Source organism: Streptomyces sp. NBC_01241, assembly GCF_041435435.1.
Taxonomy (GTDB): domain Bacteria; phylum Actinomycetota; class Actinomycetes; order Streptomycetales; family Streptomycetaceae; genus Streptomyces.
On the sequence record NZ_CP108494.1, the window covers coordinates 1158390 to 1175620 of the forward strand.

15 protein-coding genes and 2 pseudogenes are annotated in these 17231 nt (G+C 70.2%); 8 read left to right on the top strand and 9 right to left on the bottom strand.

Annotation, left to right across the window (positions count from 1 at the left end; translation table 11 throughout):
• Positions 1–18: 18 nt before the first annotated feature.
• The 6 genes from OG306_RS04705 to OG306_RS04730 form a co-directional block, all read right to left on the bottom strand.
• Positions 19–825, bottom strand: a complete 807-nt coding sequence (locus OG306_RS04705) for an acetoacetate decarboxylase family protein (protein ID WP_266907303.1) — start codon at positions 823–825, stop codon at positions 19–21.
• 160 nt (positions 826–985) lie between these two features.
• A complete protein-coding gene (locus OG306_RS04710; protein WP_266744776.1) occupies positions 986–2350 on the bottom strand; it encodes a pyridoxal phosphate-dependent decarboxylase family protein in 1365 nt (454 codons plus the stop codon).
• A 42-nt stretch (positions 2351–2392) separates the two neighbouring features.
• A complete protein-coding gene (locus OG306_RS04715) occupies positions 2393–3238 on the bottom strand; it encodes a fumarylacetoacetate hydrolase family protein (RefSeq protein WP_266744777.1) in 846 nt (281 codons plus the stop codon).
• Positions 3239–3247: 9 nt separating this feature from the next.
• Positions 3248–4183 carry a 3,4-dihydroxyphenylacetate 2,3-dioxygenase gene (locus OG306_RS04720; RefSeq protein ID WP_266744778.1) on the bottom strand — a complete coding sequence of 312 codons (936 nt, stop codon included), beginning with the start codon at positions 4181–4183 and terminating at the stop codon, positions 3248–3250.
• Positions 4176–5645: an aldehyde dehydrogenase gene (locus OG306_RS04725; protein ID WP_266744779.1), complete on the bottom strand. Its 1470-nt coding sequence runs from the start codon at positions 5643–5645 to the stop codon at positions 4176–4178. Before OG306_RS04725 ends, OG306_RS04720 begins: the two co-directional genes overlap by 8 nt.
• A 218-nt stretch (positions 5646–5863) precedes the next feature.
• Positions 5864–6439, bottom strand: a complete 576-nt coding sequence (locus OG306_RS04730) for a MarR family winged helix-turn-helix transcriptional regulator (RefSeq protein WP_266744780.1) — start codon at positions 6437–6439, stop codon at positions 5864–5866.
• 272 nt (positions 6440–6711) lie between these two features.
• Between OG306_RS04730 and OG306_RS04735 the strand changes: the two genes are divergently transcribed.
• The 6 genes and pseudogenes from OG306_RS04735 (at position 6712) to OG306_RS04760 (ending at position 13408) form a co-directional block, all read left to right on the top strand.
• Positions 6712–8067 (top strand): glutamine synthetase family protein, encoded by a 1356-nt coding sequence (locus OG306_RS04735; protein WP_266744781.1) that lies wholly within the window; start codon positions 6712–6714, stop codon positions 8065–8067.
• Positions 8068–8551: 484 nt separating this feature from the next.
• Complete coding sequence (locus tag OG306_RS04740) at positions 8552–9988, top strand: amino acid permease (RefSeq protein ID WP_266744782.1); 1437 nt, start codon at positions 8552–8554, stop codon at positions 9986–9988.
• A 136-nt stretch (positions 9989–10124) separates the two neighbouring features.
• Positions 10125–10835 (top strand): type 1 glutamine amidotransferase, encoded by a 711-nt coding sequence (locus OG306_RS04745; RefSeq protein WP_371665138.1) that lies wholly within the window; start codon positions 10125–10127, stop codon positions 10833–10835.
• 243 nt (positions 10836–11078) lie between these two features.
• Positions 11079–12176: a hypothetical protein gene (locus tag OG306_RS04750; RefSeq protein WP_327259463.1), complete on the top strand. Its 1098-nt coding sequence runs from the start codon at positions 11079–11081 to the stop codon at positions 12174–12176.
• 132 nt (positions 12177–12308) lie between these two features.
• Positions 12309–12738: pseudogene (locus OG306_RS04755) on the top strand (hypothetical protein); the annotation flags it as partial.
• A gap of 25 nt (positions 12739–12763) precedes the next feature.
• Positions 12764–13408 (top strand): protein-L-isoaspartate(D-aspartate) O-methyltransferase, encoded by a 645-nt coding sequence (locus OG306_RS04760; protein ID WP_266744785.1) that lies wholly within the window; start codon positions 12764–12766, stop codon positions 13406–13408.
• 4 nt (positions 13409–13412) lie between these two features.
• On the opposite strand, the gene OG306_RS04765 is transcribed toward OG306_RS04760, so the two are convergent.
• The gene (locus tag OG306_RS04765) at positions 13413–13865 is read right to left on the bottom strand and encodes a YbhB/YbcL family Raf kinase inhibitor-like protein (protein ID WP_266744786.1); all 453 of its coding nucleotides are present in this window, start codon (positions 13863–13865) and stop codon (positions 13413–13415) included.
• 111 nt (positions 13866–13976) lie between these two features.
• Here OG306_RS04765 and OG306_RS04770 point away from each other — a divergent pair, with 111 nt between their 5' ends.
• Positions 13977–14537, top strand: coding sequence for a nucleoside-triphosphatase (locus tag OG306_RS04770; protein WP_266744787.1), 561 nt, complete (start codon positions 13977–13979; stop codon positions 14535–14537).
• Positions 14538–14726: 189 nt separating this feature from the next.
• Positions 14727–15088: pseudogene (locus OG306_RS04775) on the top strand (hypothetical protein); the annotation flags it as partial.
• Positions 15089–15124: 36 nt separating this feature from the next.
• On the opposite strand, the gene OG306_RS04780 reads toward OG306_RS04775, so the two are convergent.
• Positions 15125–16609 (bottom strand): DEAD/DEAH box helicase, encoded by a 1485-nt coding sequence (locus tag OG306_RS04780; protein WP_266744788.1) that lies wholly within the window; start codon positions 16607–16609, stop codon positions 15125–15127.
• A gap of 171 nt (positions 16610–16780) precedes the next feature.
• Complete coding sequence (locus OG306_RS04785; protein ID WP_053666944.1) at positions 16781–16984, bottom strand: cold-shock protein; 204 nt, start codon at positions 16982–16984, stop codon at positions 16781–16783.
• Positions 16985–17231: the final 247 nt, after the last annotated feature.

A 17231-nucleotide genomic window follows, 5' to 3' on the forward strand; every position in this document is an offset into this window, starting at 1 on the left:
GTGTCTCCGGCTGCCCCGTCACTCGGCGCCGGAGGTGCCGGACTCCAGAAGCCGCCCGCCGTCCCAGACCACGCCGACCTGGCGGTAGTACGCGGCGATCGGCTCGCGGATCTCCAGGCGGGCCAGCTCCTCGGTGGGTGAGGCGAACAGTTCCAGGTCGGCGTCGCCGACCCAGGGCTGACCGCCCTCGAAGGAGACGGCGCCGGACTCGATCAGTTCGTCCAGCGCGAGTCCCTTGCCGTTCTCGATGGACGGCAGCCAGCGGTGGTGGGCCATCGGATGGGCGTTGACGAATCCGTTCGTCTCCGACGGCTCGCGCAGGGTCACCACGGCCTGCGCCAGACGCCGGTCGGCGGCGGCGAGGGTCGCACCGAACCGTGCCCCGGCCTGGATCCGGGGCGCCGGCCCGTAGGGATGCGGGCGGGTCTGGTGGATGGAGCCGAGCTTCTTCGGGTAGCCCTGGTGCAGTCCGCGGGCGATCGCGAAGTCCTTGTCGACCCAGATGTACACGCAGCGGGTGTAGGTCCGGCCCTGGTACTTGCAGCGGACGACGGCGAACGCCTCCTTGTACTGTGCGAGCACCGGGTCCAGAAGCTCCTCCCCCGACGCCGAGCAGGACTGCCAGTCGGCCCAGATCAGCGCGACGGCACCGGGGTCCTCGTCGGCGAGCTCCAGCGGCTCGGGCAGCAGTTCACGCACCCGAACGGGGTCGGTGCGGTACTCGACGGTGAGCAGGTCGCCGGAGTAGCGCCACGGCGGGGAGGGGATCAGCGACGAGGCGCCCGTCGCCGTCTTGGGGTGGAAGTAGCCACGGACACTGGCCATGTCGTCACGCTCCAGAGAGATCAGCAGGGGCGGGCACGCCTCCTGCGCGGGACGCGGCGGCCGTGGGAAGGGGTGCGCCGCCGCGTGGGGTTCGGGTCGGATGCCGGGCTTCCGGCTCACCGTCGGCTGGGCCGTGGTGAGCCGGTGGCACCCGGGACGGTCATGAGCGGGCGAGCCGCTCCAGCCGCTGGTGCAGGTCCTCGACATACGTCTCGGATTCGGGCTTCATCAGCACGCTGCGCAGGATCCGTGCGCCGTCGGCGTCGGTGGTGATCTTCGGGTGGCGGGCGGTGAAGCGCTCGGCGCCGACGCGGAGGGTGCTGAGGAAGACCGGATCCTGGCTGTCGGTCATCCCTTCCCGCATGATCCGGTCGCTGGCCGCGTCGATCTTCGACAGGCTGGTGCCTTCGGTCACCGGGAAGTAGCTGACGATGTCGAGTTGCGGGGGCTGGTAGAGCTCCAGGTGTTCGGAGCCCTCGATCAGTTCCGCCCAGCGCAGTGCGGCGCGCCGGCCGGCCGCCAGCACCTGGCCCAGCCCCTCGCGGGTGGGCGGCAGCATCTGGAAGGTGAGCCACAGCGCGGCAGCCGCCGCACCCGCCCGGGAGCACTCCAGGCTGATCTCGCCCAGATGCAGTTCCTCGGAGGTGAAGTAGGTGTACGGCGAGTCGTGCAGGTAGAACCGGCCGACCGAGGGGTCGCGGAAGAGGACGGCTCCGCAGCCGTACGGCTGGAGACCGTGCTTGTGCGGGTCCACCACGATGGAGTCGGCCTCGGCGATCGCCCGCCAGGGCTCGGCCGGCAGGCCCTCGGGGCCGTCCGCGTCGGCCAGCAGCGTGAAGAATCCGCCATAGGCGGCGTCGACGTGGATCCGCACGCCGTACCGTTCACGCAGTGCCAGCGCCTCGTGGACCGGCTCGATCGCGCCGAGGCCGGTGGTACCGGCAGTGAGCACCACCGTGCCGACCCGCCCGCCGCGCAGCAGCTCCTCCAGCGCGTCGAGGTCCATGCGGCCGAGGTCGTCGGTGGGGACGGGGAAGCCTTCGACACCGAGAACGCCGCACATGCGGCCGTGGGTGTAATGGGCCTCGGTGCTGTAGGCGATGCCCTTCCCGGGGTGCAGTTCGCGGGCCACGAAGAGGGCTTCGAGGTTGGCAATGGTGCCGCTGGTGGTCAGGTGCCCCAGGTGGGTTCCGTAGCCGAACATGGTGGCCAGCTGCTGCACGACCTCACGCTCCATGTCGGCGGTGGCCGGCCCGCCGTCCAGGGCGTGGTTGTTCGGGTTGATCAGCATGGCGGTCAGGTAGCCCACCACGGCTGCCGGGTGAGGCGGCTTGAGCATCTGGCCCGCGTAACGGGGGTGGAAGAAGGGGTAGTTGTCCTTCAGCCGCTCGGTGAAGGTCTCGAACGCGGCGGCGAACCGGTTGTCGTCGACGGCCAGCGCCGGGTGCGGGTCGAAGGGGCCGAAGGCCTTCGTCCACTCGGCGTTCGATGCGACCGCCGCGGCCAGCCACTTGGTCAGGTCCATTCGGTCACTCTCCTTGATCTGGTGCGTTGTTGTGGTTCGGACTCAGCGCTTGGGCGGGCGGACTCCGCGGAACTCCCAGTCGCCGCCGAGCGCGGTGGACAGCACTTCCTCGGACTCGGTGGGCTGGGCTCCGACGTCGGTGCGGATGGGGGTGGGGCCGGTGACGATGTGGTTGGTGAGGCGTCCAAGGCCTTCAACCTCGACCTCGACGACGTCGCCCGGCTGGACGGGGCGCGAGTTGGCCGGGGTGCCGGAGAGGAGAACATCACCGGGGAAGAGGGTGATGGTGCGGGCGATGTCGGCGACGAGGTAGTGCATGTCCCACGTCATCTCGTCCGTCGAGCCGTCCTGGACGACCTGGCCGTTGACGTACGTGCGCAGCCGCTTGCCGTGGAAGTCCCAGTCGGTGACCAGGCCGGGGCCGAGCGGGCAGAGGGTGTCGGAGCCCTTGACGCGGAGCATGGAGCCGGCGTCGGTGTCGCGGAAGTCGTGCAGGCCGTAGTCGTTGGCGATGGTGTAGCCGGCGATGTACTCCCCCGCCTCGGCCGGGGAGACGTTCCGTGCCGTCCTGCCGATGACGATGGCGACCTCGCCCTCGTAGTTGAGCCATTTGCAGCCCTCGGGGCGCACGATCGCGCCATTGTGGGAGTTCAGGGCCGAGGTCGGCTTGTGGAAGTACGTGGGGGTGTCGGGCAGGCCGATCTGGAACTCCTCGACCCGGCTGCGGTGGTTGAGGTGGACGGCGATGACCTTGGACGGGACGACCGGAGGCAGGTGCTGCGCCATTTCGGTCTTCACGCGGCGGCCGTCCGCGGCGACCAGTTCGTCCCCATGGACGGTGACCTGGACGGCCGCGCCGTCCAGCAGAATGCGGCGGTACTCGGGCATGACGGACTCCTAGATGGGGCTGCGCGAAGAGTGTGCGGACGGGGAGGCGGGCAGGTCGGTGCCGGTCCAGCCGTTGGCCGGGCGGTCGAACCAGAGGTGGGCCTGACCGGTACCGACGGAGTTCTCGTACTCGCCGTACTGGCGGGCCTTCGCCATGCACGCGTGTTCGCCGAGCGCGCCGGCCATCATCAGATAGTGGAAGAACTTCGCCTCCGGCTTGTACTTCCAGAACTCGTCCATGGTTTCGAGGACCCTGTCGTGCCGGCCCTCCTTGAACCAGGCGATCCGCTCCTCGTCGGCCGCCCGTGCCTCGGGCGTGAAGATGTGAACGGGATTGCTGGCCTCGTGATCGCGGAGCTCGCGCAGCGGCCAGAAAGTGTGCGACAGCGCGCCGGAGGCGATCAGCATCACCCGGCGGCCCGGGGTGGCGGCGATACCGTCCGCGAGAGCGCGGCCCAGGCGCAGATGGTCCTCCATGTCGCCGGTCTGACAGACCCCGATGGTCACCCACCGCTTGTCGGGCAGACCCTCGCCGAGGAACTTCCACAGGTTGATGGTGGCGTAGTAGACCGGCAGGTACGCGTCGTCGATCGGCGTGATGAACGTACCGTGCTTGTCGGCGAACGAGGCGATGTTGTCGGCGAGTTCGGGGTCGCCGGGGAAGTCGTACGGCATGCGGCACATGCCGCGCGGCAGTTCCTCGGAGGTGAACAGGCCCGCACGCCGGTCCTGCGCGGCGACGACGAACTCGACGGTGGTCGCCCAGTGAGAGTCCAGGACGACGACGGTGTCGTAGTCGTCGCGCTCGAAGACGTCCCGGCGCAGTTGCTCCAGGCCGGTGACGAGGGTGATCTCCTTGCCCTCGTTCAGCTCCAGCCGCTCCTCCTCGGGGAGCACGATGGTGGGGACGTGGGCGAGCAGGCCCGCCCCGACGATCTCACCCATGGTTCTTCCATCCCTTCGGGGCGACGACGGTGTTCTTCACGTCGCAGTAGAAGTCGAAGCTCCAGGTGCCGCCTTCTCGGCCGACCCCGGACTGGCGGGAGCCGCCGAACGGGGCCTGGAGGTCGCGCACGAAGAAGCAGTTGACCCACACGGTGCCCGCGACGAGCCGTCCGCTGACGCGTTCGGCGCGCTCCGGGTCGCCGGTGGCGACGGTGGCGGCCAGCCCGAAGCGGGTGTCGTCGGCCAGGCGGACGGCTTCCGCCTCGGTGGTGAAGGTCTGCAGGGTCAGTACCGGGCCGAAGACCTCCTCCTGCACGATCTCCGAGTTCTGAGCAACGTCCGTGAGGAGGGTCGGCGCGTAGTACTGACCCTCCTTGCGGTGACCGCCGATGACCGCGCGGGCCCCCGCCTCGACGGCCCGCTCCACGAAGCCGTCGATCTTCTCCAGTTGCCGGACGTGGATGTTGGGGCCGATGTCGGTGGCCTCGTCGCGTGGGTCGCCCTGTTTCAGCGCGCTCGCCTTCTGCACGAAGCGACGGGTGAACTCCTCCGCGACGGACTCCTCGACCAGCAGTCGAGTGGCCGCCAGGCACACCTGGCCGGCGTTGTCGTACTGCTCCACCGCCAGGCCCACGGCCAGGTCCAGGTCCGCATCGGCGAACACCAACAGCGGTGATTTGCCGCCGAGTTCGAGGCTGAGCGGAATGAGGTTGGCGGCGGCCGACGCGGCGATCCGCCGGGCCGTCGGCACGGAGCCCGTGAAGCTGATCCGCCGCACGTCCGGATGCGAGGTCAGCGCGTCGCCGATCTCGGCGCCGTAGCCCTGGACGACGTTGAAAACACCGGCGGGCAGTCCTGCCTCGGCGGCGATGTCCGCGAGCAGCGAGGCGGTCAGCGGGGACCACTCGGCGGGCTTGAGGACCACTGTGTTGCCGGCGGCCAGGGCCGGGGCGACCTTCCAGGTGGCCAGCATCAGCGGGGCGTTCCACGGGGTGATCAGTACGCAGGGGCCGGCGGGGTCCCAGCTGACGTGGTTGGTGTGGCCCCGGGTCTCGAAGTCCTCGTGGCCCAGCTTCAGCAGCCAGTCCGCGAAGAAGCGGAAGTTGTGCGCGACCCGGGGCATCACGCCTCGCCGGTGGGAGCGGAGCAGGGCGCCATTGTCGGCGGTCTCGACGATCGCCAGGTCCTCGATGCGCTTCTCCACACCGTCGGCGATCGCGTGCAGGATCCGGGCGCGTTCGGCGCGCGGGGTGGCGGCCCAGCCGGGGAAGGCGGCCTTCGCGGCAGCCACCGCGGCCGCCGCCTCCCTCGTGGTGCCCCGGGAGATCTCACCCAGAACGCCGCCGTCGATCGGTGAGATGTCGGTGAACGTCTCGGCGGAGGCAACGCGTTCGCCTCCGATCCAGTGCCGGGTGTCTACCGGCACCCCGGCGACGACAGCTGCTTGGGGCTCGCGGGTCATGTCCCAACCTCCAGTTCGTTTGAGTCCAAATAACCAGCCGACTCGCCGGAGTGTCAAGGGATTCCAGCAATTTATTTGGGGTCAAACGTTTTCTCCCTGGGGGTGCCCCGCCTCCGGGAGACAGCGGACCCGACGGACCGTGCGGGTACCACCGTCTCCGGTCATGAGCGCGATGCCCGGCGGGCACACCGATGGGAGCCCGGGCCCCGACGGTCCGGCTACGGGCGCGGGCGGCGGCCCGAGCGACGCGGGGCGAGCTTCTCGCCGTCGAGCAGTTCCCGCCTGCGCTGCTCGCCGTGCTCCTCGAGACGGCTGACGATGGCGCGCAGACTGTCGGCGAGCTGAAGGCACTCCTGGGCACTGAGCGGGGCGGCGACGAAGGCCTCTTCCGCGTTGAACGCCGGGAACAGCCCCTCCATGAGCTTCTCCCCCTGGGGGGTCAGCGAGAGGAGGACCCGGCGGCGGTCCTCGTGGTGAGCGGAACGGGAAACGAGGCCGCGCGATTCGAGGGTGCGGGAGATGCCGGTCAGCGTGCCCTTGGAGATGCCCGCCTCCTCGGCCACCGACCAGGTCTCCGCCTCACCCCAGATCCACAGCACCCACAGCACCACGAAGCCGGTCCACGTCAGTTCGTGCGGACGCAGCACCGAGTTCTCCAGATGCTGACGGACGGCCGCGGCGGCCCGGTGGATGTTGCCCACAGCGGCCATGGCCTCGTGCTGCAACGCGAGACCGCCCAGCCGCCGCCGCACGGCCTGCTCGGTCTCGGTGATGGATCGGCGGGGCCCGGACACAGGCTTCTCCTCAACTGTCGGGGGCGGCAAGGACCGCCGATGTATTCGTTCGCGGCCAAAGGTATCTCCGCAGCCCCTGGACCCGACGGCCTCCGACCCGTACGGGGATACACAAATTCTCCTCGACCCCCTTGTGGGCACCGCACCCGACTCTTATCGTTTGGCATCAAATGATTGCCCCCTGGCCCAAGCCGGCCGGCCGACAGGCCGCATCATCGCTGCGCGGGCAAATCGAACCGTATGCACATCTCGCCGCACCCCTGGAGTATCCCTTGAGCGCCCATACCGACCCCCAGGTCCGACAGATGATGGAGACGCTCGCCGCCGAGGGGACCGATGTCCTCCGCGTCACCTACCCGGACCTGATGGGGTCCGACCGCAGCCGGGACATCATGCTGCACCATCTGCTGCACGCGGCCGGACACGGCCTCGCCTTCAGCCGCGCCGTCTATCACACCGGCGCCCTGGGCGATCACTCCGACATCGCCGGCGGCCTCGAAGCCGGCATGCCCGACGTCCTGGTGCGCCCGGACCTGGACACCGTCGTCCCGCTGCCGTGGGAGCCGAACGCGGCCTGGTGCATCGGCGACGTACGGGACCCGGCTACCGGCCGGAGCGTGCCCGAATCCCCCAGGGACCTGCTGCGTCAGGTCCTCACCCACCTCAACGACGCGGGCCTGACCGCGCTCGTCGGCCCGGAACTGGAATACGTCCTGCTCGAGCCGGACGCCGATGCACTCACCGGGTGGCGGCGCTACGCCCCCGCCCCGGGCAACGTCTACACCACCGGCCGCCGCGCCGACCCGGACGGACACCTCCTGCGCACCATGCGCGCCCTGCACAAGCTCGGTCTGGACGTCAGCGGCGGCAACCGCGAGTTCGACGGCGGGCAGTTCGAGATCAACCTCAACCACTCCGAAGCACTCCACGCCGCGGACCGTGCCTTCCGGTTCAAGGTCGCGGTCAAGGAACTCGCCCGTGCCGAGGGCCGGCTGGCGACGTTCATGGCCAAGCCGTTCAACGACGGCGGCGGTTCGGGTTTCCACCTGCACGTCTCCCTGATCGACGCGGACGGGACCAATGTCTTCGACGCCCCCCACGAGGCCCACGGACTCTCGGCCACGGCCCGCCACGCCCTGGCCGGCGTCCTCGCACACGCGCCCGCGCTGTCCGCCCTGCTCAACCCCACCGTCAACTCCTACAAGCGGTTCGGGCCCGAAACCACCGCCCCCTGGCTGATCAACTGGGGCCTGGACAACCGCAACGCCATGGTGCGCATCCCGCCGGAGCGCGGTGCCGCCTCCCGGCTGGAGGTCCGCCTCGGCGACGCCACGGCCAACCCGTACCTCGCCACCGCCGGCCTCCTGGCCGCCGTCCACCTCGGCATCACCGCCGCCGTCGAGCCCCCCGCACCGGCGACCGGCCACGCCGCCGACACCGGCGCCGCCGACCGGCTGCCCACCGACCTCGGCCAGGCCCTGGACGCCCTCGAGGCCGACGACCAGCTCACCGGCGTCCTCGGCAAGGCGTTCGTCGACGCCTTCCTGACCTTCAAGCGGGACGAACTCGCCCGGTTCCACAAGTACGTCACCGACTGGGAGTTCCGCGAGTACGCCCAGATCAACTGAGACCGCCCGCTCCCCGCTTCCGTTCACCCGACTCAACCACCTGCTCGGCGCCTCACCGCGTTTCCACCCGACCCCGCACGGCGCCCCACCCCGCCTCCGCCTGATCCAGCACGGAGCCTCACCCCCTCCGCCTGATCCAGCACGGAGCCTCACCCCCTCCGCCTGATCCAGCACGGAGCCTCACCCCCTCCGCCTGATCCAGCACGGAGCCTCACCCCCTCCGTCTGATCCAGCACGGAGCCTCACCCCTTCCGTCTGATCCCTGGCGGCGCTCCACCCCGCCTCCGCCTGATCCTGCACGGCGCCTCATCCTTCCTGCGCCGCTTCCCGCAGACCGGCCGTCGCCGCAGCGCTGCCACCACATTCCTTCCGCGGCCTCGCCCTGCCCCGCCACCACCCGCGCGGGCCGGGTCCTCGCTCACACCCCGCCGGAGCGAGGTGCCGCGTCCGTACGTCAGCCCATTCCTTTGCGAGGGACCTCCCGATGGCATTTCGCACGTCCAACGACACCACTACGTCCCGCCCGGCAGACCCACAGGCAGAAAGCTGTCCCCAGCCCGGCGCCCCCGCCCTGGGCGCCGGCCTCAAACGGCGCCACGTCACCATGCTGGCCATCAGCGGCGCCATCGGAGCCGGCCTCTTCCTCGGTGCCGGGGCAGGCATCCACACCGCCGGACCCGGCATCCTCATTTCCTACACGCTGGCCGGCCTGCTCATGGTCCTCGTCATGCGCATGCTCGCGGAGATGGCCGTCGCCCAGCCCAACAGCGGCTCCTTCTCGGTCTACGCCGAAAAGGCCTTCGGCCGCTGGGCCGGCTTCACCGTCGGCTGGCTGTACTGGTGGCTCCTGGCCGTCGTCGTAGCGGCCGAGGCCACTGGAGCGGCCGCCATCGCCCACAGCTGGCTGCCGACCATCCCCCAGTGGGCCTTCGTCCTCGCCTTCATGGCAGCCCTCACCGTCGTCAACCTCTTCAGCGTCGGCCACTTCGGCGAGTTCGAGTTCTGGTTCGGCGCCATCAAGGTCACCGCTGTCGTCGCCTTCCTCGTCCTCGGCTCCCTCGCCGTCTTCGGCCTGCTGCCCGGAACCCAGGCGGTGGGGATGACCAACCTGACCGATCACGGCGGCTTTCTCCCGCACGGCGTGAACGGCGTACTGACCGGGCTGCTCGCGGTCGTCTTCTCCTTCGGCGGCATGGAACTCGTCACCATCGCCGCCGCCGAGTCCCCCGACCCCTCCCAGGCAGTCGCCAAGACCACCCGCACCGTCATCGTCCGCCTGTTGATCTTCTACATCGGCTCCGTCGCCCTCATGGTGCTGCTGCTGCCCTGGAGTTCCGCCTCCGCCGCCACCAGCCCGTTCGTCAGCGTCCTGCAGCAGATCGGCATCCCGGCCTCCGCGGCGCTGATGAACGTCATCGTCCTCACATCCCTGCTCTCGGCCCTGAACTCCAACCTCTACGGCGCCTCCCGCATGGCCTTCTCCCTGGCCCAGCGCCGCGAGGCACCCCAGGTCCTGCTCCACGTCTCCAGCTCCGGCGTCCCCCGCCGCGCCGTCCTCGCCTCCGTCTCCTTCGGATTCATCGCCGTCATCCTCAACTTCCTCGCGCCCGACCGCGTCCTGCCCTTCCTCCTCAACACCATCGGCGCCGTCATCCTCGTGGTCTGGATCGCCATCGCCCTCTCCCAGCTCCGCCTCCGCCAAATGGCCAGGCGCACCCCCGACCAGATCCTGACCGTGCGCATGTGGGGCCACCCCTGGCTGAGCTGGACGGCCCTGGCCGGCATGGTCGGTGTCCTCGCCCTGATGTGCACCGACACCGATGCGCGCACCCAACTGCTCTCCACCGGCGTCCTCACCGCGCTCATCCTGCTCGCCGCGGCCATCCGCGCCGCATGGGCGAAGAACCAGGCGCAGCCGTAGCACCACGTTCCCCGAAGTGGCGTCCCACGACGCCCTGCCGGCCCGCGCACCCACCCTCCGCGCACCGGCAGGGCGCCTCGGGACGCGCCAGGGCTGCGCGACACCCCCTCGGATCCCGGAGAATGGAGATCACCTCATGCGCGCACTCGTCATCCAACACGAACACGTGTCGGCGCCCGGGCTGGTAGGAGACCGGCTCGTCCAGCGTGGCTACGAGCTCACGCTCCTCACCGTCGTCCCGGAGGAGCGGCACCACACGCCGGACGTACAGTTCGACTTCCCCGAAGCCGACGGCTGGGACCTCGTCGTGTCGCTCGGCGCCCCGTGGTCGGTCTACGACGAGACGACGGTCGGCAGCTGGATCGGCGGCGAACTCGCCCTGTTGCGCATGGCCCATCACCTCGGCATCCCGGTACTGGGCATCTGCTTCGGCGCCCAGGCCCTGACGACGGCCCTGGGGGGTACCGTCGAGGCCGCGCCACGTCCGGAGATCGGCTGGACCGGCATCGACACGGACGACCCCGCCCTCATACCGCCCGGCCCCTGGATGCAGTGGCACCACGACCGCTGCGTGCCGCCGCCCGGCGCCCGGGAAACGGCCCGCAACACCGTGTGCACGCAGGCGCTCCGGATGGGAAACTCACTCGGGGTCCAGTTCCACCCCGAAGCGACCCCGGCCGTCGTACGGCGCTGGGTGGACTTCGGCGGCGCTGAACAGTGCGCGCGGCTCGGCATCGATCCGGAAGAACTGGTCGAGCGCAGCCGCGCCATGGAACCGGTGGCGCGGGAGAACGCATACCGCCTGGTCGACGCGTTCCTCGACCGGGTGGTCTCCCCCGCCCGCTGAGACACGGGGCGGCACACGCCGAAGCGGCCAGGCCAGAAGCATGGCGGGGGTGGTCGGTCCGGGTCGGTGGTGCCGGAGGCGACGGCGGGCCGGAGGCCACGGCGGGCCGGTTGCGCGCCCACCGCTTGAGGTCGCCGACGCGGTATCCGGGCGTCACGTCCTCGACGGCCTCGGCCGAGACGGTCACGTCCGTCATCAGGAGCGCATCATCAAAGGAGGGGAGACCATCGACGAGGAGTGGCGATGAGGTTGTCGTTCCTTGAACCCCTCTACGCGGAGCCGGGCCCGTTCGCCTCCGTATACCTGGACACCTCCCGAGACGTCGAGCATCCCGAGCGGACGATCGCGCTGCGCTGGCAGCGGCTGCGCGAGAGCCTGTCCCGTCAGGGCTCGGACCGGGCGCTGCTGAACGCACTGGAGGAGGCGGTCGGTGCCGACACAGGGGTGCCAGGGGTGCACGGTCAGGCCATCTTCGCCGCCCACGGCACACTCGTCCTGGACGGGGAGCTGCCCAGGCCGCCCGAACGCGACTCCGCGCGCTACAGCACCCTGCCGGACGCGATGCCCCTGGTCACCCAGCACGTTCCGGAGATCCCCTACATGGCCGTAGTCGTCCACTACCGCGGCCTTCCGACCGCCGAGACCCACGGCTGGGTAACTCTGGAGGCGGAGACCGGCACCTGGCCCGCGTCCACCGTCACCCCGGGTGAGCGGCTGCACCGCAGGGTCGCGGTGGCGACCTGGCACCACACCTCCCTCCGGCTCGGCCACCGGCTGGACGAACGGGCGCGGCGCGCCCATGCCGACGCCGTCGTCGTGGGCGGGGACGAGTGGGCGTGCAACGTACTGATCCGCCGCCTGCCGCACACCCTGCGGGACAAGGTCGTACGCGTGGGCGGCCGGACCCCCACCGACACCGGACGCGCCCTGTTGGAGCCGCAACTCGACGGCGTCTTCCACGGCCGCATGGCCGCGCACGACCGGGAACTCGTGGACATCTTCATCGGCCGGCGTGCCCTGGACGGACCCATGGCAGAGGGGCTGGCCGCGACCGTCGCCGCACTCCAGCGCGGCCAGGTCGCGGCACTGCTGCTGAACCGGCTGCCAGGGTCTTCGCTGCGGCTCTGGGCGGGCTCCCAGCCCACTCACCTCGCCCTGACCGAGGCGGAGCTGATGTCCTTCGGCGTTCAGGCCCCGCGCGAGGAACGCGCCGACGAGGCACTCGTCCGGGCCCTCGTCGGCACCGGTGCCGAGCTGGTCGTCGTACCGGAGAACGAGCTGAGGCTGTACGAGGGCGTGGGCGCCCTGCTGCGGTACACCGACCCGGGTACCCCGTCCTGACGCCGGCGCACTGCGCCTCCCGGTTCACGGGTCGTCGCCCCTTGCGCCCGACCGCCCCGGATCGCGCCGCGCGCGGAACGTGCCGACACTGGGCTGGAGCGGCAGCGCGGCGGATGAGCGGCGATGGGACACATGGACAGGAGCAGGAGCGGCACGGAGGAGACGGACGTCTCGATCACCCCGCCCAAGACCCGGGCGGTAGCGTTGGCCGGCGGTGGCCCACGCGCTGGGGTACTCCCTGGAACAGACGGCGGTCCGCGGTACGGCGCCGACGCTGATCGACCTCAACCAGGCCAAGGGCGTCGACTGCACGGGCTGCGCCCGGCCGGAAACGAACCCTGCTCTGCGGTGCCGGCACCGGCACCGGCACCGCAGCGAGTACTGCGAGAACGGCGCCGAGCACATGAGCGACGAGGCGACGTCACGACGGATCACGGCCGGGCTCTTCCGAGAGCCCCCGGTCTCCGAGCCGGCCGAACGATCGGCCCGGTGGCTCAACCAGCAGGGCCGGCTCACCGAGCCGATGGTCGAGCGGCCCGGCTCGGACCACTACGAACCCATCGGCTGTGATGCGGCCCCGCGGTCCGATGCCCCATGAAGGGACCCCCGAGGACTTGGTCCGCGCGGCCCACGCCGTGGGCGTGACCGACGACCGTCTCCTGGAGGCCGTACGGAGCATCCCCCGGGCGGAATTCGTCCCCGCGGCCGAGGTGGTATCCGCGTACCGGGACACGCCCGTGCCGCTCCCCCACGGGCAGGTGACCACCCAGCCCTCGCTGATCGCCATGATGGTCTCCGCTCTCGGCCTCACCGGAGACGAACAGGTCCTGGAGGTCGGGACCGGATACGGCTGGCAGACCGCGCTGCTGGCCCGCTTGGCCGCGTACGTCGTCAGCGTCGAGCGCTGGCCCGACCTGGTCGACGAGGCCCGCTCGCGGCTGGCCGGGCAGGGCATCGGCAATGCCGAAGTCGTACTCGGCGACGGGACCCTCGGGATGCCGGCCCGTGCCCCGTACGACGCCGTCATCGTCTGCGCGGCCTTCCCGCGAGTGCCTGAGCCGCTCGTGGATCAGCTCCGCACCGGTGGCCGGCTCGTCCAGCCGATCGGGCATGGTGGGCAGGAGCACGTCCAGCTGTACGAGCGGCGGGCCCGCGGCCTGGTGCACCGCAGGATGGTCACCGCGGCCCGGTTCGTCCGGCTGTACGGCGCCCAGGGCTACGACCAGCGCTGACGCGTCAGCGCTGATAGGTCCCGACCAGAGTGCCGGAGGCCAGCTCCCTGCCCTTCAGGGCACGGTGCACGTCCTCGGCGCCCGGGTGGTCGTGCAGCGGCAGCGGCTCGGACAGGGCGTACAGGCGGAAGAAGTAGCGGTGCGGCCCGTGCCCCGGTGGAGGCATCGGCCCTCCCCAGCCCACGCGGCCGAAGCCATTGGGCCACGGCAGGCCCCCCTGGGGCTTCTGACCCTCCGCCGCCCCGGTGGCCCTCGGATCGATGCCGGTCACCAGCCAGTGCAGGAAGGTCGTCCCCGGCGCGTCCGGGTCCTCGCACAGGAGCACCAGCTCCGTGGCCTCGTGGGGCACTCCCGACCAGGTCAGGGGCGGTGAGATGTTCTCACCCTCGCCACTGTACCGACGGGGGATCACCGTTTTGTCGTCGAACGCGGTGCTGCTGAGTTCAATTCCGCTCATGCGCGCCGCCATACCCGCAACGGCGGCACCGGCACCGGTCCGCACCACCAAATCACCCGTTCGGCCGAGCCCACCCGGGCCACTTCCGAAAGGGGGAGTGAAGATGGCAGTGTGCCGACAAGGATCCTGCTCGAGGGCCGCCCTGGCGCGGGCAAGACGACCGCCCTCCGTCGGCTGGCCGCGCTGCTGCCCACTCACGCGGCCACCGGCTTCACCACGGAGGAGATCCGCGAATCCGGCGCCCGCGTCGGATTCGCCCTGGAGACCCTGGCAGGCCGGCGGGAGGTGCTCGCCCATGTCGACCTGCCCGGTCCGCCACTGGTAGGGAAATACGGCGTCGACCTGGGCGTCATGGAAGGACTGGCGCTGCCGTCGCTTCGGTCGGCGGCAACCGAGGAGGCAACAGAGCGGCTGGTGCTCATCGACGAGCTGGGGCGGATGGAACTGGCGTGCACGGCGTTCCGGCACGCGGTCGACGCGCTGTTCGTCGCAGAGGTCGACGTCGTCGCCACGGTCCACACGCACCGCGATCCGTTCACCGACGCCCTCAAGCGGCGCGCCGACATCGAGGTCGTCCAGCTCACTCCGGCAAACCGGGATGTCCTGCCGGGGGAGCTCGCGGCCCGGCTGCAGCAGCCCCGGACGCACGGGAGGCCTCCCTCTCACGGATGAGAGACCGGCCTCCGACCCCCTCCTCGGTCGTGCGGATCACGGTGGCCCGGTACCCGGCGACGCGCTCGACGAGACGAAGAGGGCTTCGGGATCGTTTCCGGCGTGACTCCTCCGCTGGTCGCGGGGGGCGGGGACGCTGTCGGGTGTCTCGGTCGCGGGTACGTCGGCCAGTGCGACTGTGATCCGCGCGAGGAGGGGCTCCCGGCGGCTCAATTCGCCGCTCCTTCACGGGTGCGTCGCCACCTGGCCCGGAAGGACTCGCGGGGTTGTACGGGGGTGTCACGGCCCTTCGACGTCTCCGAGCGGCGTCTCGGCTTCGACACCTTCGACCTGCTCGAACAGATCCTCGTCTCGCGCCAACTCACCCGCGACGGCGACGATGGCCACTACCACCGCACGAACTCCCGGCACCGGTACGCCTGGCCGGCGGAGCTCGACCTCATGGCACGGGTCGCAGGGCTCGAGCTGGAACGGCGCGTCGCGGACTGGGACGGTGCGCCGTTCACCCAGACTCCGCGAAGCACATCTCCGTGTGGCGCAAGCCGACTTGAGTCACGCACACAGCGTACGAGGGCACCGTTGCCGAACTATGCGCCACGACGGACCCGGGCGGCCATGCGGGCCTCGGCGATCTGGCGGGCCTCAGCAGACCGGCGAGACTCGCCACCGCCACCGGCCCGCCCCGGGCGGGTGCCCAGACCGCGGAAGGGGGCGCCGCCGCGCTTCGGGCGCTCCGCGACCGGCCCGCTGCCGCCGACGGGGACACCGGAGGGAGCCTGGGCGCCAGTGATGCGGCTCAGCTCGGCCTCGCCGGAGCGGACCTGCGTGATCTGCGGCCTGATGCCCGCGTCGGACATGAGACGGGCCATGTCCCGGCGCTGGCCGGGGAGGACCAGCGTGACGACACTGCCGGACGCGCCGGCGCGGGCTGTACGGCCGCCGCGGTGCAGGTAGTCCTTGTGGTCGCCGGGCGGGTCGACGTTGACGACGAGATCGAGGTCGTCGATGTGGATGCCCCGAGCCGCAACGTTGGTGGCCACGAGGGCCGTGACGTCGCCGGTCTTGAACTGTGCCAGGGTGCGGGTGCGCTGGGGCTGCGACTTGCCGCCGTGCAGCGCCGCGGCCTTCACGCCGCTGCTCAGCAGGTGCTTGGTGAACTGGTCGACAGCATGCTTGGTGTCGAGGAACATGATCACGCGCCCGTCGCGGGCCGCGATCTCGGTGGCGGTGTCGTACTTGTCGGCGCCGTGCACCTGCAGCACGTGATGCTCCATCGTGGTGACCGCACCCGCCGACGGGTCGACCGAATGGACCACCGGGTCATGGAGGTAACGACGGACAAGAAGGTCGATGTTGCGGTCCAGCGTGGCCGAGAACAGCATGCGCTGGCCGTCGGGACGTACCTGGTCCAGCAATTCGGTGACCTGCGGCATGAAGCCCATGTCCGCCATCTGGTCGGCCTCGTCCAGGACGGTGATGTTCACCCGGTCCAAGCGGCAGCTCTTGCGCTCGATGAGATCCGCGAGGCGGCCAGGAGTCGCAACGACCACCTCGGCCCCGGCACGCAGTGCGCCGGCCTGCCTGCCGATCGACATGCCGCCGACCACGGTGGCCAGCCGCAGCTTCAGCAACCGGGCGTACGGGGCGAGCACATCGGTGACCTGCTGGGCCAGCTCGCGCGTGGGGACGAGGATCAGGGCCAGTGGCTTCCGCGACTCCGCACGCTGCCCGGCCGTCCGCACGAGGAGCGCCAGACCGAAGGCGAGCGTCTTGCCCGATCCGGTGCGCCCGCGGCCCAGGACGTCACGCCCTGCGAGGGAGTTCGGCAACGTGGCGGCCTGGATCGGGAACGGCTCGTTCAGGCCGAGGCTGGTGAGCATCTTCAGCAACTCGACTGGCATATCCAGTTCACCGAAGGTCGCGGCCGCAGGGAGGGCCGGGGTGACGGTGACCGGCAGCGCGAACTCCCCCTGTGGTGCGGAGGAGCGGCGCCCGGTATCGCCTGGACTGGCGCCAGGGCGCCTCTGGCCCTGTGGGCGGAAACGGTCGTTCGTGCGAGCTGAACGGCTCATGGAGAACCTTCCTCGACAGGGCGCGCATCGAGGAATTTCCGACAGGATGAGCCGGATGAATTGCAAGAACGAGCCGAATGTAAGACTAAAAGAATTCCATCGGAATACAGGAAGCAGAAAGCCGGGGCCCCGACGCAAGGCGGAGCCCCGGCTATCTCATACGCTATGGCGTCAGGCGGGAGTGATGTTCTCCGCCTGCGGACCCTTCTGACCCTGCACGACGTCGAAATTCACCTTCTGGCCTTCCTGAAGCTCACGGAAGCCCTGCGTGGCGATGTTCGAGTAGTGGGCGAAGACATCCGGACCGCCACCGTCCTGCTCTATGAAGCCGAAGCCCTTTTCCGCGTTGAACCACTTGACGGTGCCAGTAGCCATGTCACATCTCCTTGGGGGCAGTGCCCGCGGGCCCACACCATGTGAACCCCTGCGTTGCCACAATGAACCCCGTCCGGATAAGCACCGGAGATACAAAAATGCCCAACGACATACAACCGCCAAGGCATTTGAAGTTTCGGGAACCACAACTGCAACTACGACTTAAGTCTAGCACGGCAGAGACATCCGAACTACTTTCACCCGCGACGTAAAGCCTCAGCCTCACGGCAGCATCTGATCGATATGC